Source organism: Bdellovibrio sp. 22V, assembly GCF_030169785.1.
Classification (GTDB): Bacteria; Bdellovibrionota; Bdellovibrionia; order Bdellovibrionales; family Bdellovibrionaceae; genus Bdellovibrio.
Genome location: NZ_CP125854.1, coordinates 2,228,326 through 2,251,771 on the forward strand (window position 1 = coordinate 2,228,326; position 23,446 = coordinate 2,251,771).

Here is a 23,446-nt window from a genome sequence, read left to right on the forward strand (position 1 = left end):
GTTTTACTTTTTATTGAGAGTAAATTGTACTAGCGAGTCTCCGCGACCATAGATTTTAAATTTTACTTCGTTGGTCTTTTTTAGGTTAACCACGGCATAGACATCCCCCTTCTGGAGGCAGCGTTTAAGCCTGTCTTCGTTTTTATCGTCCATATCGTCTGTGCCCTTATCTGGAGTTTTTGGAGGAGGTGCTTTACAGAAGTCTTGCGGCTTCAATACGACGCTGCCGTTTACAATGACCTCGCCACGCACGGCACGATTGTGATTGGAGACGTTCTTCATCGTAAGAATATAAGTGCCTTCAGTCGGTACTGTCGGTTTTGAAATCAGGCTCGTAGTTTTCGGAATCATACTGATGTAATTAAAAGTCCCGATGAGCTTAATGTCGCCATTAACGAATTGATACATTTTTCGTGGAGCTTCAGGATTGTACTTGTCATAGTCAAAGATAATGAGGCCGCCCTTGATAGGCTTATCCGAAACTGAGACTTCTCGGAACGCGGTTGCCGTGACTCCATCTCTATTTGCAAGCGGAGTAATATCAACTAGCTTTACACCGTCGAATTTAAAGAAAGCAGGTGGGCCATCCTCTCTTCCACTTGTAGTGTTAACAACCAGTTCTGGCTTGCCATCGAGGTTGAGATCACTCACATCAAGACGGCTGCATCCACGCGTTGTATTCGAATTCTTCAACTGGGTAGCTCCCGCCTTGATGAAGCTTCCTTTTTCATATTTTAAAGAAATGAGTTCACACTCTTCCTCGGGGGTCCGATACATAATGACTGCGATAGAGGAAGAAATTTTTCCGGCAAATTTATCAACAATAGTTTCGGTGTAGATATTCTCATGGCTTCTTGTTCGACCATTTGGATCAGTTTTGAATCGGCTGGACATATATTTAGAAATTACTGCATCCGGTACAACAACATTCTCCACAGCGGACGAGCCCACAGAAAAAAGACTGAGCACTATCAATATAAATATGTTTTTCAAATAATTCACTGCCGACCTCGAATATGGCACATAGTTGTTATTTAAACTAATAAATGTTTGCAGTTTATCCTCTTTTGTTTATTCTTTAAAGGTAGAATTTGTCTTTAAAGAATTGCGAGAGACCAGGAGAAAATGCAGACAAAAAAAGGACTACTTAAGGCTATTTTTAGTGATTGCACTTCTGCCGCCAGGCTCTCTCGAAAGCTTAAGTGGGCGCAAATTAGCAGTTTGTTTTCTTCTATTTTCAGTGGCATTTGGGGTTTCATATTATGTGCGCAAGAAACATAAAATTGCGGCTTGATTTCCTTTTTACCGGAAAAGAGGAAAAATAAGATGTCGCTTCGTAAGATAATCTCTGTTTTAGAGTATTTAGAAGGAGCCATCGTTTTGTGTGGTTCCATTTACATTATTTACTATTTTGTTGTTACTGCGGCTCCTCCTCTTTCTAAAGGATTAGGGGTGGGCCTAGTAGTTTGTCTTGTGATTTTGTATTACAGAAAACTTCTTAGGTCATCTTCTAGAGAAAAAAGGCATGTGAATATTCCAAAAGCGGGAACTCGAGACTATGTTGAAAGACCTATAGCTGCTGTAAAGCTGAAGTATATAGCTGTTATTTCGTTGATCAGTTTTCTTTTTTGCATGACTTCAACAATCGTTATGGTGGCTGTAAAAAACAATATGAAGTACATGCCTTTAAATCTTCTGGTATGTGTTCTGTTATATTCGATCTTTAAACGAAGCTTACAGAAACTAGTTTAAGGTATTTCCCCTGTGTACTCTTCAATTAAAATCACACATACCAAATGTAGCGTTTCCCTATCTTATGCAGTTTGATCGTTTTCTGACGAGTTTTGAATTGGGTCACGGGAAGCTGGATTCAAGATGTTTTCTCCACCGCCAAGCTTGGTGCAAGTCTCTTTTATGATATTGGATTTACAAAAGCCGCTTCGAAATTCATTAGTGAACCGTTTGGATATTTCGGAGGTCTTAGCGTGAATTCTGGACAGGAGTTTCCGCAGGAAGACGCTGATTTTAGAATAAGAACGACGCCTCAGTATGGCCATTGATTGCTTTATTTGGCAAGGACGAGTCGCTATGCTAAAGAGAATAATTTATGAAAATTGATACTATTAACATACTCATAATCATTATGACTATCCAAAGTGGTTGTGCGCATTACTTCCGATCTGCCAATTCGGAATATTTTTACGCAGATGTTAAGCCTCTATCGATCTGTTTTACGGAAGGAGAAATATTAATAGGACAAGATTCTTCTTTGGTCACTTCAAAAACTCGTAACGACACCAAAAAGAAAATTCAGGATAAAATTCGTAGAAGATATCCGTATATGGTTGAGAATTGTGCAGCGGAAGATAAGTATTTGATAGTTTTGAGAGAGTGGCAAGAGAGAGTACGAGGAGACTATTTTATTTTGAGTCTTGGAATAATTCCTATCGTTGCCAAGACGAAGTATGAGGTAGAGGTTTTCCATAATGAAAAGTCCGTATATAAGGCCATTGATGAAGGTAATGCCGTTATGTCTGTTTTCCTTACTCCTTTTTTCTTTTTACATAAGTCAAATGCTGATACTCTTTTTGATTTATTAAATATTTTTATGAAAAAAGCTAATGTGGGCGATGAAAGCCTTGCGAAGGGATAAAATAGTACAGACAGTTGATGCCCGACGATATGCAGCTGCCGACAACGTTGCTTATTTTATTTTTAAGAAAACTAGGATGGAATGTGACGTGTGACGGGGAAGCAATGATTAATAAGCCTAGACAAATTTTATCTTTTTTTGTTGCGGGCAGTGGTATTTTTATTTTTGCTACAGTTGCGATTTTCTTCTTATGGCTATATCGGGGCGCTTCAATGAGTTGGGGCGAGGTTAAGATACTATGTCCTATTTTTCTTGCTGTTTTGGTATTTGGCCTGATTGTTTCGTTTCTTCCACTTTTAAGAATAAGTGATGAGTATCGATTTTCTAGAGTGAAATATCGTTTTTATAATTTAAATGATTTATCTGTGGGGGAAATATCTTCAAAATTACGTGTTCTCGGATATAGACAGATCACAGATAAACTATTTATCCACGAAGAGTTTTCTGATTTGTCTAGTTATAAGGATAAGAAACATCCTGTTCGTCACTTTCTAGAGGTACATACCGTCTTAGGAAAAGGCCAGAATATTCTTGTTTTGAAGGCTTGGCCTTTGAACAAATTGGCAACTGCTGATTGGCGTTTGACTATTCATGACTCACTGGAAGAACTTGAGCAAAAAGTTTTCCATAATATGAAGCGCATCTACTATAAAGATGTTATGGCGAAAGCCGCGCATACAAAGCAGTCGGCCTCAGGAGATATGCTTTCGCAATAAGGCGAATCGCTCGTAAGGCTCGTAACCATTGTTTCGTCTCTCTAGTTTCCAAAGCATTTTCCGCTTTGGAAACTAGAGAGAGTTAAATTCTTATCAACCTTCATTAACAGTAGTCTCGACAGCCGAAAGGTAATCGACGGTCGTTTTGATGGACTTTATTTTTTTCGATGCGCGATCAATTGTGATTGTCACAGGCGTATTCTTTCCTGCGGTGCTGAGCGCTTGCTCGATACCCATACAATCGCTGAATTCCTCGACGGTAACTACGGCGCCGAAAGAGTTGTAAGTAACAATCTCACAACCTGCTCTAGACGCTGGCCGCAAATCCAATCTGACTCGAACATTTCCTTTGGCATCTCGATAAAAGTCACCTGAGTGCGTTCGTCCGCTAGGGGCTGACCAGACATCCCTTTCACTTTGAACCACCTGAAGTGTCGCGGGATTATTGATCTGTTCTGATTCAATCACCAAGGCTTGCGCTTGGAAAGCTCCCAATAATAACGCCGTCGAAACGATGATTTTTGTGATCATATATAGATCCTTTCTTTTGTTAAGTTAGCACGTCACGAAATTCGATTTTGCAACCCTCATGCCGGGAAAGTAGAAAATAGTCTCGTGTTTAAACTCAGATAAAGAAGGCGTTCTCTCGAGGGAGACAAAAAAAGACGTGCGCTGGCGAGCGCATTAGACGCGCGATCACAGAAGATCCCTCGCGCGTGTTTCAGGAATCTTCTGTTGTTAGTGAACGAATTAATTCACAGACATTGCTCTTTTAGTAAGACTCATGGATTTCACCGCGACCAAAAGGCAAATCACAGGGAGTACGGCAAACAAACACATCAACCAAAACGCTGCGCTCGCGGCGCCCGTCACTCCGCCAGGATTTGAAAGACCTGCGAAGTTTGCGACCATGCCGGCGCTCGCAGCGCCAAAGGCGATGGCGAAAAGTTGGACTGTGGTCATGCCGCCAGCGGCGAGTCCTTGTTCATCTGTGGGTGCGTTTTGGAAAACGCGGCTCACAAGGCTGGGCCATGCTAAACCAATTCCGAAGCCCACTAAAATCAACCCCACGCAGATTGGTGCGAGCAGTGTCCATTGCCCTGTGCTCTGTTGCGGAAGAAAAACCGCTAATAAAACTAATCCACCAAGAACCAACGCGGGACCCAGCAGAACAAGTCGATCGCCTTTATCCTGCCACTTTGAACTTAAGAAGGAAGCCACCGTCCAGCCAATCGCCATAAACGCACCCAAGTAGCCTGCCCACAGCGGAGACTGCGCATGCAGATTCTGCAACAAATAAGGCACGAAGATTTCAGGCTGCATACTCAACATCAAAAGCGCGATCAGAAAATAAATCACACCCAGCGGCGACGACAGGCTGAACGAATTTTTCGGTAAGAGCCGCGCCGAGGAAGTACTTTCCGCAATCGCGATAAGACCGATCATCGCCAAAGCGCCGACAAGACCCGCGATTTTCCAAGTCATATTCTCTGAAAGACTTCCTGTTGAAACCGCAAGCACGGCACCGCTTAAGAAAAGCAATTGCAAATAAGGGATCGGGGAGTCCGCGCTTTTATCATCGCTCTTTTTCGGTAAAGTAAAAAACGCAAGAAGAGCAAATAACACCGCGATCGGAATCAGCGAACCAAAAGCCGTCCGCCATGCATTTTGTTGCGCGAACAAACCACCAACCGCAGGCCCTACCAATGTTGCGATTCCAAACATTGCTGAGATTAAGCCGATAGAGCGTCCCCAAAGATTTTCTGGAAAGACCAGGCGGGTGACTCCGTAAGCGAGAGCATAAAGAAAACCTCCGCCGAGTCCTTGCAGGCTTCGGCCAATAAGCATCACCATCATGCTTGGAGCTAAAGTACAAATCAAAGTTCCTGCGGTAAACAAAGCCGTCGCGATAACGTAAGCTCCGCGCGGCCCGCTGTTTTTAAGTAACTTTGCTGTGAGTGCGGCTCCCAAAATTGAAGCGATCACAAATAGAGTTGTGGTCCAGGCGTAAAAAGCTAAACCACCGATCTCCTTCACCGCGGAAGGCATGATCGTGATCGCGATGTACATATTAAGTGCGTGAAGAGTCACGCCGCCGGCAAGTGCGACGGAGTAGATTCCGTTTTTTCCCGAAAGCAGATCTTTCCAACCTGCATTTTGACTTGTCATAATTCCTCCAATGACATGTTTTCATTGGAGGTTACAACCTCAACATTAGTTGAGATCAAGAGATGTCGTTAAGCGCGTTCAGTTAGTTCGAAGAAGCTCATCGTTAAACAATAGACAGAGTCGCGTGCTTCCATGGATTGTACTTCCGTCATAAGTTCCGCACGGAAGGCGCGAATCTTCTCGACAAGTTCAGGAGATCTTTGGTGGTTGACTGGAATAAGCAAAGAGCTCTTGTCCCACTTCTTTCCTTTTGTCGGATCCATCGCCTCGTTGGACTTTTCAACCAACTGATTGTGGTAATTGCGAACAGCTAGATAGCTTTGACCGAAAGTAGAAACACTTCCTTCCGAAGTCGGCACCCATTGTCCTTCTTGGTTCTTTGTGATGAGGTTCAGGTGAGCCAGTCTTTCCAAAGCTTTTTCGATAAGGTCTTCAGCAACACCGAGTTTTTTCGATAAGTTTTCAACTGTTGGGTTGAAGTCATGGAGGCGCAGAGTTTCAATGATGGCGAGGTGATACCAATCGGAGATCACACTGAATTGTTCTTCGCCGATATTTGCCAAGGCTTCTTTGCGTGCCTGAACGCGTTTTGCGGCCATGCTGCGAAGAACAGCGCTTCTTGCGTGCTCCGCCAAAGCCAAGTCCACGAAGAAATCTTTTTCTGAAGGACTGAGGTTGAGCTTCGTAGCTAGATTCATCGCACGCGTTTCAGAAAGTCCTACCTTGCCGTTAAGAATTTCACTCAGACGAGAGCAAGGGACCTCCAGATCGCGAGCATAAGCGCGCAATGAATACGAAGGATTTTTCCTTTGTCTGCGTTCGAGTTCTTTAAGGATATAGTCGCGATAATGATGCTTTGCCATGGCGATGGGTTTTAGCAATTTTTGAATAAGAGTCACTGCTCTAGTTGATAACGCGCTGCACTTCGTTCCAATTGATTCCACGAGTTTACGAGATCTAAAGATTTTGTAATATTAACAACTTACAACTAAACAAAAGTGAATCTCGGGACTCAAATTACAGAGTCCTACAGCAGTTTGCCAACGAGTTCGCGAAAGAGGTTTTGCTCTTTTTGTGTAAGGGGAGCCAAGAAAGCTTTCTCAACGTCGGCGCGAATCTGCACGAGCTTTTCTAAAACTTGCGCGCCTTTATCAGTCAGTTCGACAAGTTTGATGCGACGATCTTCTTTATCCGGAGTTCTGCGCACATATTTTTGTTTTTCCAAGCCATCAATAAATTTCACCATCGAAGCTTTATCAATGTGCATGTCTTGTCCTAAGGCAATTTGACTGACGGGGCCGAGGATCTGAAGAAGTTTCAGGATACCGAGTTGTGGACTCACAATCTTATATTTATCCAATTCCTGTGCGAGCATAGCTTTGTGTTTCATGGCGGCTTTCATCAGGCAATAACCAAAGTACTGGCGAAGCGCGGGGTGAACACCAGGAGTGTAACAGCCATCCGTGATCTTTATAGCTTTGGTTTTCAAGAAAGCCTCCTATTTGATAACTCATTGATCAGTTAATTGATAGTAACACAAATCGTTTGCAACGCAAACGGTTTGGGAGTAAAACGATTGAAGGTTAGGTGGCTTATGACTTTCAGTAAAAAGCAGTACGCACTACTGGTCTCTCTTTTTTGTTCTTTTGTATCCCTCTCCTCCTTCGCACAAGGTCTTCAGTTGAGCGACGCTGTCGAGCAAGCTCTGGAAAAATCCCCTAAAGTCCAGCGGGCGGAGTCTCAATATCGTGAAACCGAATGGAAAAAGACAGAGAGTCTTTCCGGTTTCCTTCCTACGCTTTCAGCTCAGGCAAGTTATCTTTTTGATAAAAAGTATGCACTGGTTGACGTGAACTTAAATGGCGCGCCACTGTCCATCCCGCAAGTCGTGCCGACAACAAACGCGTACCTGACGGCGCAGTGGTCGTTGTTTGATGGCTTTGCGAGTACGAATCGCTATCACAGCGCTTCTTCTTTTGAAGAGTCCGCAAAAAACGATTTCGACTGGACCCGTTTTCAGACAGAACGGGAAGTCACAGTTCTGTTTTACAAGGCGGTCGCCGCGAAAGAACTGAAAGAGGTTGCGCAACAAAATGTGCGCGCCTTAGAGGATCATCTTAAAGACGTTCGTCTCTTTAAGAAAGTGGGTTCGTCTACAAACTTCGATGTTCTGCGCGTGGAAGTGCAGATGAGTGAGGCGCAATCAGAATTGCTCAATGCCACCGACAATGTCGATTTGTCGCGCGCGCGCTTAAGTGAAGCCTTGGGTTTGGATCAGGATGTTCCAGAGGTCGAAGGCCGTTTGCCTCGCCTTAAGCCTGAAGTGGTAGCGAAACTCGAAAAATCGCAAATCGAGGATCGTAAGGATTTACAGTCTTTGCGTAAAAAAGCAGAGGCCTTCGAATATCAGGAAAATTCTGCGGAAAGATATTGGGTTCCTCGGATTTCTTTGATGGGTCAGTATCAGTATTACAACAATCGCGACGATCGTTTTGATAATTACGATAATTTCCGTGATGCCTATCAGTTCGGTGTTATGCTGAACTGGAATCTCTTCGACGGCATGACTTCTATTGCACGTTCAAAACAAAGCATCGAACAGAAATATCAGGCGGAAAAAACTTTGCGTCAGGCAGAACTCAAAGCCAGCCGCGATTTTGATTTCTGGAAAAGAAAATATCTTTACTACTGCAGTGTCTATGAGGCGCGCCTCAGCGATATTGTGAAAGCGGAAGAAAGCGTTCGCCTGGCTCGCGAAGGACAAAAAGTTGGAGCCAGAACAAACACAGACGTACTGGATGCCGAGGCGGAACTTTATCGCGCCCGAGCGGGTGCGGTGAATGCGCAGATTGGCGCGATCGAGGCGATTGTCAGTCTGGAATTAAGTGTAGGACAGAAGTTAGTTCAGTTTAATTAAGGTTGGATAAGATGGATAAAAAGAAAAAGATTCTTTCTGGTGTCGGCGGGGTCGCCGTTTTAGTAGCTCTTTATTTTCTTTACGAGCATGTGATGTACGTGACGACAGACAATGCGCAAGTGGAAGCGCATTCCGTCATGATCGCTGCCAAAGTCGGCGGCTATGTGAAAGCGGTCCATGTGACCGAGGGCTCTCGCGTAAAAAAGGGTGATGTGATGATCGAGATCGACGATCGTGATTATCAGAATACCCTCAGACAGGCTAAGGGTGAACTGCTGTCGTTGGAAGCAAGAAAGCGCGATCTTGAGAAAAATCAAAAGCGCATTGCGGAGTTGTTCTCTAAAGGCGTCGTTTCGCAACAACAATACGACGGAGCTTCCACAGCGTTGGCGGAAGCCCGCGCGAAATACGAGGCTCTCGCAGCACACGTATCGCAAGCAGAGTTGAATTTTGAAAATACAAAGGTCGTGGCGCCATCCGACGGTTTCATCGCAAAGAAGGCGGCGGAAGTCGGTCAGTTGGCGAGCCCAGGCGTTCCTTTGCTTGGTTTCGTTGATGCGGGGGAGCGCTGGGTGACGGCGAACTTCAAGGAAACAGAAATTGAATCCATCCAGCCAGGTAAGCGTGTGTACATCGATGTCGATGCGATTTCAGGAAAAAGTTTCGAAGGTGTTGTCGAGTCAATCAGTTCTGCGACGGGTGCGACATTCACTTTGCTTCCGCCAGACAACGCGACGGGAAACTTCACGAAAGTCGTTCAGCGTGTTCCTGTAAAAATTAAATTTGAAAACATCAGTGCGAATGAAGTGGAAATTCTTAAAGCGGGTCTTTCCGCTTTCGTGAAAGTGCAAAAGCACTGAGGTCGTTATGAAAAAGGAATCCGTACTGATTATTGTCGTCGCTGTGATGGCCTCTTTGTTAGAGATCATCGACGCTTCGATCGTGAACGTGGCTCTCCCGACTATGATGGGGAATTTAGGCGCCACGCTGGAAGATATCAGTATGGTGATCACAGGTTATGCGATTGCCAATGCCATTGTTCTTCCTGTCTCGGCTTGGCTGGGTGAGCGTATCGGTCGCCGCGTTTATTTCCTGGGGTGTATTCTTCTTTTCACAGCCACTTCGGTTGCGTGCGGTCTTGCCCCGAATCTAGAAACTCTTACACTCTTCCGTATTCTGCAGGGATTGGCGGGAGGCGCCTTATTGCCGACATCGCAAACTTTGATCTATGAGCAGTTCCCGAAGGAAAAGGCGGGGATTGCCGGCGCGATCTTCGGGATGAGCGTGATGATTGGTCCGACATTGGGACCGACAATGGGTGGTTATCTGACGGACACATTTGGCTGGAGATCCATCTTTAATATCAATCTTCCCTTGGGGCTTATCGCTTTCTTTATCGGAGCGATGGTGATCTTCAACGTTGAAAAAGACCCGACTCAGAAGCACGAAAAGAAAGAGCTCGATATCTGGGGTTTAACGTTGCTCGTGCTCGGAATCGGGTGTCTGCAATACGTGCTTGAACGTGGTGAAGCGGATGACTGGTTTTCTTCGAAAGTGATTTTGTTTAATACGATTGTTGCGACGATCAGCTTACCGCTTTTTGTGTGGTGGGAATTGCGCGTGAAAAATCCCATCATCAACGTGCGCCTTTTCTTAAAACCGCTCGTCTCAAACGGTGTGGCATTGATGGCCATGGTGGGATTTTTTCTTTACGGTGTGGTCTTCGTTCTGCCGATTTTTGTTTCGCGCACGCTGCACTTTGATGCCACGCAGACGGGCATGCTTTTTATTCCGGGCTCGCTCTTGACGGCGGCTCTTATGCCTTTCGTCGGAAGGCAGATGTACAAAGGCACGAGTCCAAAAATGTTAATCCTTGTCGGATTGCTGTCATTGGAAGTGTGTCTGTTCCTGATGACGCAGCTTTCGCCGCTCTCTTCGGAAGGGGAGATCTTGCGGATGCTTTACGTGCGCGGTTTCGGGATGGCCTTTATTTTCGTTCCAATCAACTCTTCGATCTTAAGTCAGTTTAAGGGCATTGAAATGGGGCAGGTGTCGGGCTTGCTGAATCTCGCGCGACAAATCGGCGGCAGTGTCGGGATTGCGCTGATTGGAACCTTGTTAAATAAAAACAGTCATCAAAATTATTTGGATCTTACTTCGAAAGTGTCACTCTTAAACAGCAACGCTCAGAGCGCTTACTATTCCACGGCGAACGGCATGGCCGGTAAAATGTCAGATGGTCTGGGGATGGCGACGGGCAGTGAAGCGGCTTTACGATCTCTTTACGGCCGTATTCAGAATCAGGTGTTTATGTTGAGTTTTAAACAGCTGATGTTTTTGATGATGATTATTTTTGCCGTGTCTTTTATCCCTCTTTATTTCCTTCGTTATAAAGAGAAGACCAACGTCGTCGTGGATTCCCACTAGATTTTGAGAGAATTTAGTTGCGGATAATTTGTGACAAAGAAGAGCTGGCGAAGAAAACGGGCTTTTGCGGTTGTTTAGCAGAAGCGATCTTTATATAGCTGCTCAAAAGAAGCGCTAGAAAGATAAAGAACCAATTGCTGGGTGTTAACTGCAAAAGCATAAACGTCCAAATCAGCCTTTTCGGCTTTTAAGGTAACCTAAATAGTATTCGATACCGCTGGTTATACTCAAAATGACGCTGATCCACAAGACGGCGTAGCCGATTTTGTCCAAATAAGGCAGATACGGTTCCATATTTCCAATAATTACAATGGGAATGGCCACCATCTGCATGGCTGTTTTCCATTTTCCCGCTGGTTTGGCCGCAATAATGATTTGATCTGCTGCAGCAACGGAGCGGATACCGCCGATAAAGTTGTCGCGAGCCAGGATGATGATCACCATCCAAGCATCGATCTTACCTTGCGCCAAAAGCATCGCCAAAACACTTGTGACCAAGATTTTGTCGGCAATCGGGTCCATGAATTTTCCAAAGTTGCTCACGGCATTGTATTTTCGCGCATAGTATCCGTCATAGTAATCCGTGATCGAAGCGAGAATAAAGCACACAGCCGCAGCGATATTCCAAGAGAGTGTGTTCGGCCACATCATTGCCACAATAACAGGCACAGCAAAGATGCGACTCATGGTGATTCTCATAGGAAGATTCTTTTGAAACTCTGTAACAGACATTTGCCCCTCTGCCGATAATTGACTAACCCTATCAACTGAGAATAGAAATAGGCAATGTTTATTCATCGTCACAAAGTTCAGTTTTACGAAACTGATTTGATGGGCATTGTCCATCACAGTAATTATCTGCGTTTTTATGAAGAGGCTCGGGTGGCTTGGGCGCACGCTAAAGGACTTCTTGATTACCAGAAGCCGGGCTCTGCCAGTCACTTCGCTGTTTATGAAACCCAGGTGAAGCACCTTAAACCGACCTTCTTTGGTGACGATCTTGAGATCGAAGTGCAGGCGCGTATTGATGGCAACCGCTTGGTTTTTCAATACCGTTTGCGTGGCCGTGGTAACAGCACGTGCTCTGTGGCGCAAACTGTTCACGTGGCGTTAGGACCTGATCTAAAATTATTAAGATTACCTGCTGAAATTAAAACCGTTGTGGAGAAAGAATCATGGACAGAAACCTGGCTTTAGAATTTGTGCGTGTGACAGAAGCTGCTGCCGTTGCATCCGCTCGTTGGATGGGACGTGGAGATGAAAAATCCGCTGACGCTGCGGCCGTCGATGCGATGAGAAAAGCTTTCGATGCTGTTCGTATGGATGGCACCGTTGTGATCGGTGAAGGGGAGCGCGATGAAGCTCCGATGCTCTACATCGGTGAAAAAGTCGGTCACAAAGATCCAGAGGCACCGGCGTTGGACATCGCTCTTGATCCTTTGGAAGGAACAACAATCTGTGCGACGGGTGGCGTGGGTTCCATCTCTGTTATCGCGGTGGCTGAAAAAGGCAAGTTCTTGCATGCACCAGACACTTACATGGATAAAATCGCTTGCGGTCCGGCGGCGAAAGGGAAAATCGATATTGATAAGTCAGCGACTGAAAATATTAAAGCGGTTGCGGAAGCTCTTCGCAAACCGGTGAGCGATGTGACGGTTGTGATTTTGAATCGTCCTCGTCACGAAGCTTTGATTGCTGAAGCTCGCAGAACCGGTGCTCGTATTAACTTGATCGGCGACGGCGACGTTTCCGCAGCGGTGGCAGCGGCATGGCCCGACTCAGGTATTGATTTGCTGTTGGGTATTGGTGGGGCGCCTGAAGGAGTTATTTCCGCAGCGGCGATGCAATGTCTTGGCGGAGATTTCCAAGGTCGCCTCAAATTCCGAAATGAAGAAGAGAAAGCCCGTGCAAAACGCATGGGGGTTGCGGATCCCGACAAGAAGTATACAATTGACGAATTGGCATCTGGATCTGTGATGTTTATCGCAACCGGCGTAACAGACGGATCGTTGTTAAAGGGTGTGCGCTTCCTTCCAGAAGGAAAAGCAAAAACTCACTCTGTGGTGATGAGATCGGCAACAGGCACAATCCGTACGATTGAAGCGCACCACGATTTGAACAGAAAACCGAAACAGTAATCGGATAGGAAAAAGGCACCAGGTACCTTTTTCCTAAAAAAAAGGGATCATGGATACGAAGTTAGTTTGTTTTAGTTGCAATAAAGAACTCTCGTTCTCGGGAACGATCGGACGACGCGAGGAATGTCCTCACTGTCGTGCGGATGTTCACGTTTGCAAAAACTGCGAGTTCTATGATTCCAAAGTGTATAACGAGTGTCGTGAAACTTCCGCGGATGTCGTTCGCGAAAAAGATCGCGCGAACTTTTGCGATTTCTTCTCTCCGCGCAAAGGCGGACCTGGTTCCGTTGATAAAGCCGCCGCTCTTCGGGCTGCCGCCGAAGCTCTTTTTAAAAAGTCGTAACATAATCGTTCAGGCCTGCAGAAGGTCTAGGCGTCAAGTTGACTGAGTGTTAGCAAATAGTCACACTTGAAACATATGGCAAAAGCATCCACCACCGAAGTTTTCAATTGTACGCCCGAACAATTTTTTAAAATCATCTCGGACTATGAAAAGTATCACGAGTTTCTTCCTGAAGTGAAAAAGTGCACTGTGCTTAAAACCGAAGGCAATAAGAAGCTTGTTGAGTACAATGTGCAAGTCATGAAGTCGTTCAAATACAATCTTTGGATGACTGAAAATGCTCCGAACAGCATCACTTGGGAATTCGCTTCCGGCGATATCTTCAAAACGTCTGTCGGCTCTTGGAAACTTGAAAACGAAGCCGGTAAAACGCGAGCGACGTACTCTGTGGAAGCGACATTCAGTATGTTTGTTCCCGGTCCGATTGCAAATGCGTTGGTCAGCGTGAATCTTCCCAATATGATTAGTTCTTATCACAAAAGAGTGAAACAACTTTATGGCGGCTGATGGAAGTCACAAAAAGGACGAGAAAGACGCGGGAGATTTAAAAGGTCTCCTTGGCGATACTGTGAAAAAGGTTTTCACAGCCGGAGTCAGTGCGGCCTTTATGACCGAAGAAAGTCTTCGCGCCTATGTCTCTGAATTGAAACTTCCCAAAGAAGCGCTGAATCTGCTTTTGCAAAGCGCGAATAAGTCGAAGGAAGAAGTCACAAATCGTGTGACGAAAGAAATCGTCAGCATCATTCAAAAGATCGACTTCGTTAAAGAGGCGTCGAAGTTTGCTGAAACCCATAAGTTCAAAATTACTGCGGAAATCGATATCGTAAAGAAAGATCCGCACGACCACGAATCTAAAAAATCCTAGACCACAGTCTGACTCAAGTTGAGACAGTTTCGGCCGATAAGAGGAGTATGGAAAATGCTCTTCTTAGTATTTTATCGGTGATTTTGTTCTGCGCTTGCTGCCATCAGTTTATCAAAACAGTGGTAACGCCCATCCCGCTTCTCGCAACAGAGCGTCGTTATGCGCGTGCGGCTATGCAGCTTGGCAAGTTCTATAAATCCATCGCGTGGGGCACGATGACGGCGACATTCCTCATCGGTCTTGTCTTTTCGTTCCAGCAAGTTTTCACGCAAATCTAGTCGGGAAAAAGGTACCAGCTACCTTTTTCCTATGGCAGCCTCTTGGGTGGAGGTTGTTTATGGAGTCTTTTTCAACAGTCAATCCGGCCACAGGCGATGTCGTTAAAACCTACACACATCTTTCTTGGGAAGATACGGAAAAAGAAATCATCAAAGCCTCGCAAGATTTTCAGCTCTGGCGAGCGGCCTCATGGGACGAAAGATCCCGCGTGTTGCATCTTTTAGCGCAGTCCTTGCGCCATCATAAAACGGAAATCGCGGAAGTGATGAATCGTGAGATGGGAAAACTTATTTCCGAAGGAAAAGCCGAAGTCGAAAAGTGCGCGGTGACTTGCGAGTATTATGCGAAAGAAGCTCCGGGCATGCTGCGCAATCAACCGGCTGCATCCCCTTACACTTCGGCGGAAGTCAGTTTTCAACCGCTGGGAGTGATTTTCAGTGTGATGCCTTGGAATTTTCCTTTATGGCAGGTGATTCGTTTTGCCGCTCCCGCATTGATGGCGGGGAATGTGATTTTGCTGAAGCATGCGGATCTCACAGCGGGAACAGCCGAGTTGATTCATCAAATTTTCTCTGAGCTCACTTCCGAATATCAACTTCTGCGCAATATTCACGTCGATCATGATACGGCGGCGCGAGTGATCGCGCATCCGCAAGTGCGAGGTGTGACTTTCACGGGGAGCAGTGCCGGCGGTCGCGCGGTGGCGATGGAAGCGGCAAAGAATCTGAAAAAGATTGTTCTTGAGTTGGGTGGCAGCGACGCCTATCTCGTCCTCGATGATGCAGATATAAAAATGGCGGCGAAAATCTGTGCAAAAGCGCGCTTGGTGAATTGCGGACAAAGCTGTGTCGCCGGAAAACGATTCATCGTGCACGAGAAAGTCGCAAAAGATTTCATTCATCTTTTTGCGGAGGAAATGAAAGCGGCGGAGCTGGCTCCTTTGGCCTCCGTAAAGTTTCAAAAGCAAATCATTTCGCAGGTGGAAAAACTCAAATCCTGGGGAGGCAAAGTCGTCTTGGGCGGTTCCGCGCCGCAAGGACCCGGCGCGTTTTATCCAGCCACCGTCGTGGTTTTTGAAAACGATCTTCCCGAGATTCACAAAGAAGAAGTGTTCGGACCTGTTGCATCGGTCTTTATTGTGGAAAGCACTGAGGAAGCTTTGCGCGTCGCAAACTCTTCGCCTTATGGACTCGGTGGCGGTATCTTCACCCAAGATATCGATAAAGGCCGCGAGCTGATTGAAAAAGAGTTGCAAGCCGGATTTGTCGTCGTGAATGATTATGTGAAGTCAGATCCGCGCATTCCCTTTGGCGGCGTGAAAGAATCTGGTTACGGCCGGGAACTGGGGCATTTTGGTATTCTTGAATTTGTGAATATTAAAACCGTCGCGGTCGTGAATAACGAAAAATAGAATGCGAAAATTTTCGAGGTAAAGAGTGGCCGTTTTAGCAAAGGCGAAGCAGGATTTAGATCATCACGTGTGGAAGTTGGTAAAGCTTCACTCTTTACAGGAAAAAAAGATTCTGGTGGCTCTTTCCGGTGGCATAGACTCCGTGGCCTTATTGCGAGTTTTTTCGAAAATCCATAAAAGAAATCTTTTAGGTGTGTGCTATTTTCATCACGGAGAAGATGCGAATCAAGAGTATCGCAAAGAAGCGCAAGTGTTTTGCGAAAAACTTTGCAAGAAATTGGGCGTGGATTTTTTCCCTCTGAAAGCCGCGGTTTTGGCGAAGTCCGAAGCGGAGTACCGCGAACTTCGTTATACAGCTCTTGAGCGCTTGATGAAAGAAGAAGGATTTCAGATTTTAACGACAGGTCATCATCGTGATGATCTTTTGGAAACGCGTTTGCTGCGTCTTATTCGCGGAACCGGGGCGCAAGGTTTTCATTCGATGCATGTTTTGCGCGACGGTATTTTTCGTCCGCTTTTGGAAGTGACAAAGCGTGATTTAAAAAAATATTTGCGCGAAGAAAAAATCCGCAGCTTCGAAGATCCCTCTAACAAATCCTTAGACCCTTTGCGCAACTGGGTGCGCAACGAATGGTTGAAGGCTCTCGAAAAGCGCTCTCGCGGAGCCACAAGTGCTTTGGCGCGCTCTCTAGAAACCATCGCGCAAGAGATTGAGAATCGCCCGTGGGGAGATCTCTTGAGTCAAAATGAGGCTTATAAGACACAGGGCCTTTCTCGAGGTTTTTATCTCACTTTAAGCCCTTTTGAGCAGAAAAGATTGCTGGCGCAATATCTTTTTGCCCTCGGGAAACGCGATTTTTCGCAATCTCATCTCGAAGAAATTCAAAAGCGCCTGGACAAGTCACAAAAAGTGATCACATTCAAGGTCGGTGGGTGTCATTGGGATGTTAACGCAGAGCAAATCAAGGTCCAGTCCTGATTTGAGAGAGGCAAATTCCGTGTAATCATGCTACCCTTGAGAATGACTTGGACTTCCGACTGAAAGGAAATGAAATGCGATCAACTCAGAAAACGCTGGCTCTCTGGTTCTTCCTGATCATCATGGCTGTTTTTCTATTTCAAGCCTACGAGAGTAAGCATCAAAGAACTATTTCTGACTTCAACTACTCTAAGTTCACTGAAGCTGTCAAAGCGGGCGAAGTGGCGACCGTCACTTTCCGTCAAGATACAAGTGAAGTTGTGGGGGAGATGAAGCCCGAATTCGAAAAGAAATATAATGGAACTCACTTCGCTATCGTGGGTAACACGCAAGACGAAGGTTACAAGTTTCTGCAACAACACGGGATCACGCCCAACTACGAGCGTGCTGATACCGGTGGTTTTTTCCAGACGTTTATTGTGAACTGGTTGCCATTGATTTTGATCGTGGCGATGTTTTTATTTATTATGCGCCAGATTCAAGTGGGTGGCGGCAAGGCAATGTCATTTGGCAAAAGCCGCGCGCGTCTGCTGACGGAGCACAAGAACCGCGTGACGTTTAAAGAAGTCGCGGGTGTGGACGAAGCCAAAGAAGATTTGCAAGAAATCGTGAGCTTCCTGAAAGATCCTAAAAAATACACAAAATTGGGCGGACGTATTCCAAAAGGGGTTCTCCTTGTAGGTCCTCCGGGAACAGGTAAAACTTTGCTTGCGCGCGCTGTGGCGGGTGAAGCGGGTGTGCCATTCTTCACAATCTCCGGGTCTGACTTCGTTGAGATGTTCGTGGGTGTCGGTGCGAGCCGTGTCCGTGACTTGTTTGAGCAAGGTAAGAAAAACGCGCCATGCTTGATCTTTATTGACGAGATCGATGCTGTTGGTCGTCACCGTGGTGCTGGTATGGGTGGTGGTCACGATGAACGTGAGCAAACTCTGAATCAGTTGCTTGTCGAAATGGATGGTTTCGAATCTTCTGAAGGTGTGATCATGATCGCAGCGACAAACCGTCCTGACGTTTTGGATCCTGCCTTGTTGCGCCCAGGCCGTTTCGACCGCCGTGTGGTTGTGAACAAGCCAGATCTTAAAGGTCGTGAGCAAATCTTGAGTGTACATATGCGCAAAACGCCGTTGGGACCTGACGTTGAGGTTTCTAAAATCGCGCGTGGCACACCGGGATTCTCGGGTGCGGATCTTGAGAACCTTGTCAACGAAGCGGCTTTGATCGCAGCTCGTACCGACAAGAAGTATCTTGAGATGGAAGATTTTGAAAAAGCAAAAGACAAAGTCATCATGGGCTCTGAAAGAAAATCCATGGTGATTTCTGAAGAAGATAAAAAAGTCACGGCTTACCATGAAGCAGGTCACACTCTTGTGGGTAAGAAATTGGAAGGTCTTGATCCTATCCATAAAGTGACGATCATTCCTCGCGGTATGGCGTTGGGTGTAACGCAAACATTGCCAGAGAAAGAAAGCGTTTCGTTGTCGAAGAATAAAGCTGAAAACATGATCGCGTTCTTGTTCGGTGGTCGTGCGGCGGAAGAAGTGATCTTTAAAGACATCACGACAGGAGCTGGCAACGATATCGAGCGCGCGACTGAAATCGCACGTCGCATGGTATGCGAATGGGGTATGAGTAAGCTCGGACCTTTGGCTTTCGAAAAACGCAGTGGTGAAGTGTTCTTGGGTATGCAGTATGGCCACTCAGGACACAAAGATTACTCCGAGTCGAAAGCGGAAGAGATCGATGCAGAAGTTTCTAAAATTATCAACACAGGCTACACATTGGCTGTGAAGATTCTTACGGATTATAAAGACGCTTTGGAGCGCTTGGCGCAAGCGTTGTTAGAATACGAAACAATCGACGGTCACGAAGTCGAAATGCTTGTGAACGGCGCTGCTGTCGCTGAAATCGAGAAGTACCGTTCTAACAAAAAAGACGGAGGCTTGGGTGCTGTGGTAGGAACTCCTAAAAAAGATTCCTCCGGCGACCCGGTTGGAAATACAGGACCTGTCACGATCTAAAGTTTTCGCGTTGTAGAAGGGCACCTTGATGTTGCAGCAGTTTGTCGACAACTTGATTTTCATCGTGCAGCACTTGCGTGTGCAAGATGCTATCGACATGCTGCTTGTTTGGATGGTTGTTTATCGAATCCTCGTTCTCATCAAGAGAACGGGGACGATTCAAATGCTCTCCGGCCTGGGTGTTCTTGCAATCGGTTATATCCTCAGTATCTGGCTTGAACTTTTCACGTTTAACTGGATTCTTGAAAAATTCTTCTCAAATTTATTCGTGATTGTCGTTGTCTTGTTCCAGGGCGAGATTCGTCGTGCCTTGGCACATATCGGTAGCAATCCTTTCTTCACAGATGCCTCGACAATCCAAGAAACCCAAGTAATAGAAGAGATCGCCAAAGGGATTATCCTCACGGCTCAAAAGGGCTTTGGCGCTCTTGTGGTTGTGGAGCGCGAGATCGTTATCGACTATCACATTGAATTCGGTACGGAGATGGAGTCCAAGGTTTCCGCGGAACTCCTAGCCTCGATCTTCCATCCGGAAAGCCCCATGCATGACGGGGCGGTTCTTATTCGTAATGGCAAAATTCATTCAGCAGGTTGCTTCCTGCCGCTCAGTAAAAACCCGGCGTTGGATAAAAACCTCGGAACTCGTCACAGAGCCGCGATCGGCTTGACGGAAGAAACCGATGCTTTGGTTTTCGTTGTCTCTGAAGAAAATAAATCTATCGGTATCGTTCAAGGCGGTCATTTAAGCCCGAACGTGGAGCTGGGGGATATCCGTAAAGCCCTTTATGAAACCTTTGGACTTAAATACAAAGCCTTCTCGCAGCAAGGGGAGGTTTCGTGAAACGTCGCTGGTCGGGTGTTGTCACCGAGAATTTCAGTTATAAAGTCGTCGCACTTTTCATTTCCCTCATCCTGTGGCTCACTATTCTGGGGCGCCGGGACTTTGTTTTGAGTAAAAACATAGATATTGAGCTCATTACGGCTCCGGGAACGCAGGTGGTGGCGCAGACTACAGACCACATTAAAGTAAAGGTTTCAGGTCCCCGTTCATCCCTTAAGAAGTTCTTGGAGAGTTCTCTTTCTCAGAGTATTTCTCTTGATATTTCGCAAAAGGGCGAAGGGGTCGTTTATGTCGACATTCCTTTGAATAAAATAGAAGTCCCTATTGGTGTAAGAATTCTCGGCGTTCGCCCTAATCAGATTCAGGCGGAGGTCGTGAAAATGAAAGGACCTTCCGATGACGAACAAAAAGGTCAGTAAAGTGGAAAAAAAACATACTAAGCTCTTCGGTACGGATGGCATTCGTGGCACGGCCAATCAATGGCCTATGACTCCAGAAACGGTTGTAAAAATCGGCCAAGCCATCGGTTATCTTTTGCAAAAACAAGCGGCGGGTTCTCCTGCGGGCACTCGTAAAGTCGTTATCGGTAAAGACACGCGTTTATCGGGTTATATGATCGAACAAGCTTTGGCGAGCGGTCTGAACTCCATGGGTATCTTCGTGCAGCTTGTGGGTCCGCTGCCAACTCCTGGAATCGGTTATCTGACACGCACGATGAGAGCGGCGGCCGGTATCGTTATTTCCGCGTCTCACAATCCCTTTCATGACAACGGTATTAAAGTTTTCGGTCCGGATGGATTTAAGATCTCTGACGAAATGGAAAAAGAGATCGAGCGTTTGGTTCTTGAAGAAGACCTCACGCAGCTTCTTCCGCCCAGCAAAGAAATCGGTCGCACTCGTCGTATTGAAGACTCCCAAGGTCGCTACATCGTTTATGTGAAGGGCACGTTCCCTCTGGAGTACACTCTGGATGGAATGCGCATTGTTTTGGATACAGCCAATGGTGCGTCTTACAAAGTCGCTCCATCGGTTTTCCAGGAACTCGGCGCGGAAGTCATTCAAATGGGTGACGATCCTAACGGCACAAACATCAACGACAAGGTCGGTGCTCTTTATCCGCAAAAACTTTCTGAAGCGGTTTTGCAGTATCGTGCGGATGTCGGTATCAGTCTGGATGGTGACGCCGATCGCGTGATCATGGTGGATGAAAAAGGGGAGATCGTAAACGGAGACCGTATTCTTGCGATCTGCGCATTGCACATGAAAGAGCGTGGCCTGTTGAAAGGTAATACTCTGGTCGCGACACAGATGTCGAACTTCGGTCTTGAAAAACGCATGAATGAGTCCGGCATCAAGCTTGTGAAAACAGGTGTTGGTGATAAATACGTTGTCGATGAGATGAGAAAAAATGGTTACAACCTGGGCGGCGAACAATCAGGTCACATCATTTTCTTGGATCACACAACGACGGGTGACGGTTGTATCGCGGCTTTAAGTGTTCTTGCGGTGATGAAACAAACAGGTAAAAAGATGAGTGATCTTAATCGCGTTTTTGAAGACGTGCCGCAGATCCTTATCAATTGCCGTGTTAAACGCCGTATTGAGTTGCACGATATCGCTGGTTACAACGATCTTATTCGCAGTATTGAAAAGAAACTCAACGGCGACGGCCGCGTCTTTGTTCGCTTCTCAGGAACAGAGCCGGTGATCCGCGTTCTTGTTGAGGGTCCGGATAAAACGCAGATCAATCAGTTCGCTGAAGAGATCGCGTCCTTCTTAGAAAAAGAGCTATCATAGTATGAAACATAAAATTCGTTTGGGTGTGAATGTGGATCATGTGGCGACTCTTCGCCAGGTGCGTGGGGGAACTACGCCTTATCCAAATCTTTTGAACATGGTAAAAAAATCCGTGAAGGGTGGCGCTGAGCAAATCACCATCCATCTTCGTGAAGACCGTCGCCATATTCAGCTGGAGGACTTAAAGCTTCTCGCGAAGTCTTGTCCTGTGCCTCTGAATCTTGAAATGGCAGCGACACCGCAAATGGTGGCCTTCGCGAAAAAATATCGTCCTGACTGGGTGTGCTTTGTTCCTGAAAAAAGAGCGGAGCTAACAACGGAAGGCGGCCTCGACGTCAAGAAAGGCTTTAAGAAAATGGCTCCGATGGTTGAAAAACTTCAGCGTATCGGAATTGAGATTTCCATGTTCATCGAGCCGTCCATTGAACAAGTGGAAGCGTCTTATGAAATTGGCGCGGATGCTGTTGAATTTCATACGGGAAAATGGGTTCACCTTTCAGGTGCACGCAAAAACGCCGAGTGGAAACGTCTCGTGGACGCTGCGGAATGGGCCAACTACCTGGGACTCAACGTGCATGCGGGACATGGTCTGGATTATGCCCATTCAAAAATGATCAACAAGCTTCCTCATCTTCAAGAAGTGAATATCGGTCACTCGTTGATTTGTTATGCTCTTGAAGAAGGTCTTGAAGCTTCTGTTCGTAAGATGCGAAAGATCTTGAAGTAATGCCGACGATTCTGAACTCCGAAAGAACGGTGAGAAATCTCAGCGAGCTCAAAGAGTTCTGGAACGAATTTTTGCCTCACCTCAACAACCGCTGCATTCTGTTGATGAGCGGTGAAGTGGGTGCGGGCAAAACAACCTCTGTACAAATGATCGCGGAGATCTTAGGAATGCGCGACGTTCAGTCGCCTTCATTTGCGATTCATCTGCGCTACGAAAATGCCCAAGGAAAATCCCTGGACCACGTGGATCTTTATCGCCTTAAAGACGACGACGATTTGGAAAGCTCCGGTTTTTGGGATTTGTTTTCAAGCAAAGAAGGGCTCGTCGTCATTGAATGGGCCAATCGCCTCGACTTCGATTATCTGCCTTTGAACTGGCAACGCGTAGAAGTCACCTTTACAAAAATCTCAGCAGAAGAAAGAAAAATCTCCTGCCGCCTTATCTAGGTCAGGCCCTCTTTTCTGGGGCCGGCGCATTAATTGTATCCGTTTTTATAAGCGAGTTCGTAGTCGGGGAAGAAGACCCGTTTCCAAACCGGAATTTTTTCGACGTCATCCGGAGAAACCACTTTTTTAAGTTCTAAATCGCCGACGGGATTTCTGCCGACTTGGTCGCGCACGCGCAGACGGAACTGGTAAGGAATTTCAGTGCCGCGATATTGGTTTGAAAAGATTCCGCGCTTGTTATCGAAGGCTTCTTTAGCAGCTTGGCTGTAATCACTCGCAATGCGTTTTTCAAATGGATAGATGAAGTAAATGACTCCCCAGCCTTGTTTTAACATTTCCTTATTCACGTCCAGACCGTCTTTGAGCAAACGCCCCAGGACACGGCCGTGTTTGTCGACTTGGCTGTCGTCGGAAAGAGTCACAATGCTGCCATCAGGAATCAAACTTCTTAAGACATCGCGGGCTTTCAGAGCAACAGCTCCTTGCGTGTTTTTATAGAAATCCACTTCCGGAGTATCAACACCCATCAGACGCACTTTGTATTTTTGCGAATCCGCCACGCCGATCGCATTCAAAGTATCACCGTCGTGAACGCTCGTAACTTTGATTTGCAGGCTTTGAGCGTAAAGACTGACAGGAGAAAAAATGAATACAAAGAGAAGAAGTTTTATAGAGATTTTTGTCATAGGCAGGGACTATACCAAAAAGGTTCGCGTCCAT

General features: G+C 46.2%; 27 protein-coding genes. 19 read left to right on the forward strand and 8 right to left on the reverse strand.

What is annotated here, in order from left to right; all coding sequences use genetic code 11:
- Positions 1-3 precede the first annotated feature (3 nt).
- Entirely contained in the window at positions 4-1,002 is a 999-nt protein-coding gene (locus QJS83_RS10750) for a carbohydrate-binding protein (RefSeq protein ID WP_284604714.1), read from the reverse strand.
- A gap of 95 nt (positions 1,003-1,097) precedes the next feature.
- Positions 1,098-1,394: a hypothetical protein gene (locus QJS83_RS10755; protein WP_284604715.1), complete on the reverse strand. Its 297-nt coding sequence runs from the start codon at positions 1,392-1,394 to the stop codon at positions 1,098-1,100.
- Positions 1,395-2,107: 713 nt separating this feature from the next.
- On the opposite strand from QJS83_RS10755, the gene QJS83_RS10760 reads away from it, so the two are divergent.
- The gene (locus QJS83_RS10760; protein WP_284604716.1) at positions 2,108-2,653 is read left to right on the forward strand and encodes a hypothetical protein; all 546 of its coding nucleotides are present in this window, start codon (positions 2,108-2,110) and stop codon (positions 2,651-2,653) included.
- A gap of 17 nt (positions 2,654-2,670) precedes the next feature.
- Positions 2,671-3,369 carry a hypothetical protein gene (locus QJS83_RS10765; RefSeq protein WP_284604718.1) on the forward strand — a complete coding sequence of 233 codons (699 nt, stop codon included), beginning with the start codon at positions 2,671-2,673 and terminating at the stop codon, positions 3,367-3,369.
- A 93-nt stretch (positions 3,370-3,462) separates the two neighbouring features.
- Here the strand turns inward: QJS83_RS10765 and QJS83_RS10770 are convergent, their stop codons facing one another.
- The 4 genes from QJS83_RS10770 to QJS83_RS10785 all read right to left on the reverse strand — a co-directional run bounded on the left by QJS83_RS10770 (position 3,463) and on the right by QJS83_RS10785 (position 7,027).
- A complete protein-coding gene (locus QJS83_RS10770) occupies positions 3,463-3,900 on the reverse strand; it encodes a hypothetical protein (protein ID WP_284604719.1) in 438 nt (145 codons plus the stop codon).
- A 219-nt stretch (positions 3,901-4,119) separates the two neighbouring features.
- On the reverse strand, positions 4,120-5,538 hold the full coding sequence (locus tag QJS83_RS10775) for an MFS transporter (protein ID WP_284604720.1): 1,419 nt from the start codon (positions 5,536-5,538) through the stop codon (positions 4,120-4,122).
- A 68-nt stretch (positions 5,539-5,606) separates the two neighbouring features.
- Positions 5,607-6,401 carry a TIGR02147 family protein gene (locus tag QJS83_RS10780; RefSeq protein ID WP_284604723.1) on the reverse strand — a complete coding sequence of 265 codons (795 nt, stop codon included), beginning with the start codon at positions 6,399-6,401 and terminating at the stop codon, positions 5,607-5,609.
- A gap of 164 nt (positions 6,402-6,565) precedes the next feature.
- Positions 6,566-7,027: a MarR family winged helix-turn-helix transcriptional regulator gene (locus QJS83_RS10785; RefSeq protein WP_284604725.1), complete on the reverse strand. Its 462-nt coding sequence runs from the start codon at positions 7,025-7,027 to the stop codon at positions 6,566-6,568.
- A gap of 105 nt (positions 7,028-7,132) precedes the next feature.
- Here QJS83_RS10785 and QJS83_RS10790 point away from each other — a divergent pair, with 105 nt between their 5' ends.
- The 3 genes from QJS83_RS10790 to QJS83_RS10800 are packed head-to-tail and all read left to right on the forward strand — an operon-like array spanning position 7,133 to position 10,882.
- The gene (locus QJS83_RS10790) at positions 7,133-8,455 is read left to right on the forward strand and encodes a TolC family protein (protein ID WP_284604727.1); all 1,323 of its coding nucleotides are present in this window, start codon (positions 7,133-7,135) and stop codon (positions 8,453-8,455) included.
- Between the two features lie 11 nt (positions 8,456-8,466).
- The gene (locus QJS83_RS10795) at positions 8,467-9,315 is read left to right on the forward strand and encodes an HlyD family secretion protein (RefSeq protein WP_284604729.1); all 849 of its coding nucleotides are present in this window, start codon (positions 8,467-8,469) and stop codon (positions 9,313-9,315) included.
- A 7-nt stretch (positions 9,316-9,322) separates the two neighbouring features.
- Positions 9,323-10,882, forward strand: coding sequence for a DHA2 family efflux MFS transporter permease subunit (locus QJS83_RS10800; RefSeq protein WP_284604732.1), 1,560 nt, complete (start codon positions 9,323-9,325; stop codon positions 10,880-10,882).
- Between the two features lie 171 nt (positions 10,883-11,053).
- Here the strand turns inward: QJS83_RS10800 and pgsA are convergent, their stop codons facing one another.
- Entirely contained in the window at positions 11,054-11,614 is a 561-nt protein-coding gene (gene pgsA / locus QJS83_RS10805; RefSeq protein WP_284604733.1) for a CDP-diacylglycerol--glycerol-3-phosphate 3-phosphatidyltransferase, read from the reverse strand.
- A gap of 54 nt (positions 11,615-11,668) precedes the next feature.
- Between pgsA and QJS83_RS10810 the strand changes: the two genes are divergently transcribed.
- From QJS83_RS10810 to tsaE, 14 genes are all read left to right on the forward strand, one after another.
- Positions 11,669-12,079 (forward strand): acyl-CoA thioesterase, encoded by a 411-nt coding sequence (locus QJS83_RS10810; RefSeq protein ID WP_284604734.1) that lies wholly within the window; start codon positions 11,669-11,671, stop codon positions 12,077-12,079.
- Positions 12,058-13,020, forward strand: a complete 963-nt coding sequence (gene glpX / locus QJS83_RS10815; protein WP_284604736.1) for a class II fructose-bisphosphatase — start codon at positions 12,058-12,060, stop codon at positions 13,018-13,020. Before QJS83_RS10810 ends, glpX begins: the two co-directional genes overlap by 22 nt.
- 49 nt (positions 13,021-13,069) lie before the next feature.
- Entirely contained in the window at positions 13,070-13,363 is a 294-nt protein-coding gene (locus QJS83_RS10820; RefSeq protein WP_284604738.1) for a hypothetical protein, read from the forward strand.
- A 75-nt stretch (positions 13,364-13,438) separates the two neighbouring features.
- Positions 13,439-13,870 carry a type II toxin-antitoxin system RatA family toxin gene (locus QJS83_RS10825; protein ID WP_284604740.1) on the forward strand — a complete coding sequence of 144 codons (432 nt, stop codon included), beginning with the start codon at positions 13,439-13,441 and terminating at the stop codon, positions 13,868-13,870.
- Positions 13,860-14,228 (forward strand): hypothetical protein, encoded by a 369-nt coding sequence (locus QJS83_RS10830; protein ID WP_284604742.1) that lies wholly within the window; start codon positions 13,860-13,862, stop codon positions 14,226-14,228. The genes QJS83_RS10825 and QJS83_RS10830 overlap by 11 nt, the downstream gene beginning before the upstream one ends.
- Positions 14,229-14,275: 47 nt before the next feature.
- Entirely contained in the window at positions 14,276-14,506 is a 231-nt protein-coding gene (locus QJS83_RS10835) for a hypothetical protein (protein WP_284604745.1), read from the forward strand.
- 59 nt (positions 14,507-14,565) lie between these two features.
- Positions 14,566-15,918: an NAD-dependent succinate-semialdehyde dehydrogenase gene (locus QJS83_RS10840; RefSeq protein WP_284604747.1), complete on the forward strand. Its 1,353-nt coding sequence runs from the start codon at positions 14,566-14,568 to the stop codon at positions 15,916-15,918.
- Between the two features lie 25 nt (positions 15,919-15,943).
- Complete coding sequence (gene tilS, locus QJS83_RS10845; RefSeq protein WP_284604749.1) at positions 15,944-16,897, forward strand: tRNA lysidine(34) synthetase TilS; 954 nt, start codon at positions 15,944-15,946, stop codon at positions 16,895-16,897.
- A gap of 74 nt (positions 16,898-16,971) precedes the next feature.
- Positions 16,972-18,915 carry an ATP-dependent zinc metalloprotease FtsH gene (gene ftsH / locus QJS83_RS10850; RefSeq protein WP_284604751.1) on the forward strand — a complete coding sequence of 648 codons (1,944 nt, stop codon included), beginning with the start codon at positions 16,972-16,974 and terminating at the stop codon, positions 18,913-18,915.
- A gap of 28 nt (positions 18,916-18,943) precedes the next feature.
- Positions 18,944-19,756 (forward strand): diadenylate cyclase CdaA, encoded by an 813-nt coding sequence (gene cdaA / locus QJS83_RS10855; RefSeq protein ID WP_284604753.1) that lies wholly within the window; start codon positions 18,944-18,946, stop codon positions 19,754-19,756.
- Positions 19,753-20,175, forward strand: coding sequence for a YbbR-like domain-containing protein (locus QJS83_RS10860; RefSeq protein WP_284604755.1), 423 nt, complete (start codon positions 19,753-19,755; stop codon positions 20,173-20,175). The genes cdaA and QJS83_RS10860 overlap by 4 nt, the downstream gene beginning before the upstream one ends.
- Positions 20,153-21,553, forward strand: a complete 1,401-nt coding sequence (gene glmM, locus QJS83_RS10865) for a phosphoglucosamine mutase (protein ID WP_374028691.1) — start codon at positions 20,153-20,155, stop codon at positions 21,551-21,553. The genes QJS83_RS10860 and glmM overlap by 23 nt, the downstream gene beginning before the upstream one ends.
- Before the next feature lies 1 nt (position 21,554).
- On the forward strand, positions 21,555-22,280 hold the full coding sequence (locus QJS83_RS10870; protein WP_284604756.1) for a pyridoxine 5'-phosphate synthase: 726 nt from the start codon (positions 21,555-21,557) through the stop codon (positions 22,278-22,280).
- Positions 22,280-22,726, forward strand: coding sequence for a tRNA (adenosine(37)-N6)-threonylcarbamoyltransferase complex ATPase subunit type 1 TsaE (gene tsaE, locus QJS83_RS10875; protein ID WP_284604760.1), 447 nt, complete (start codon positions 22,280-22,282; stop codon positions 22,724-22,726). The genes QJS83_RS10870 and tsaE overlap by 1 nt, the downstream gene beginning before the upstream one ends.
- Before the next feature lie 29 nt (positions 22,727-22,755).
- Here the strand turns inward: tsaE and QJS83_RS10880 are convergent, their stop codons facing one another.
- Complete coding sequence (locus QJS83_RS10880) at positions 22,756-23,412, reverse strand: thermonuclease family protein (protein WP_284604762.1); 657 nt, start codon at positions 23,410-23,412, stop codon at positions 22,756-22,758.
- Between the last annotated feature and the right edge of the window lie 34 nt (positions 23,413-23,446).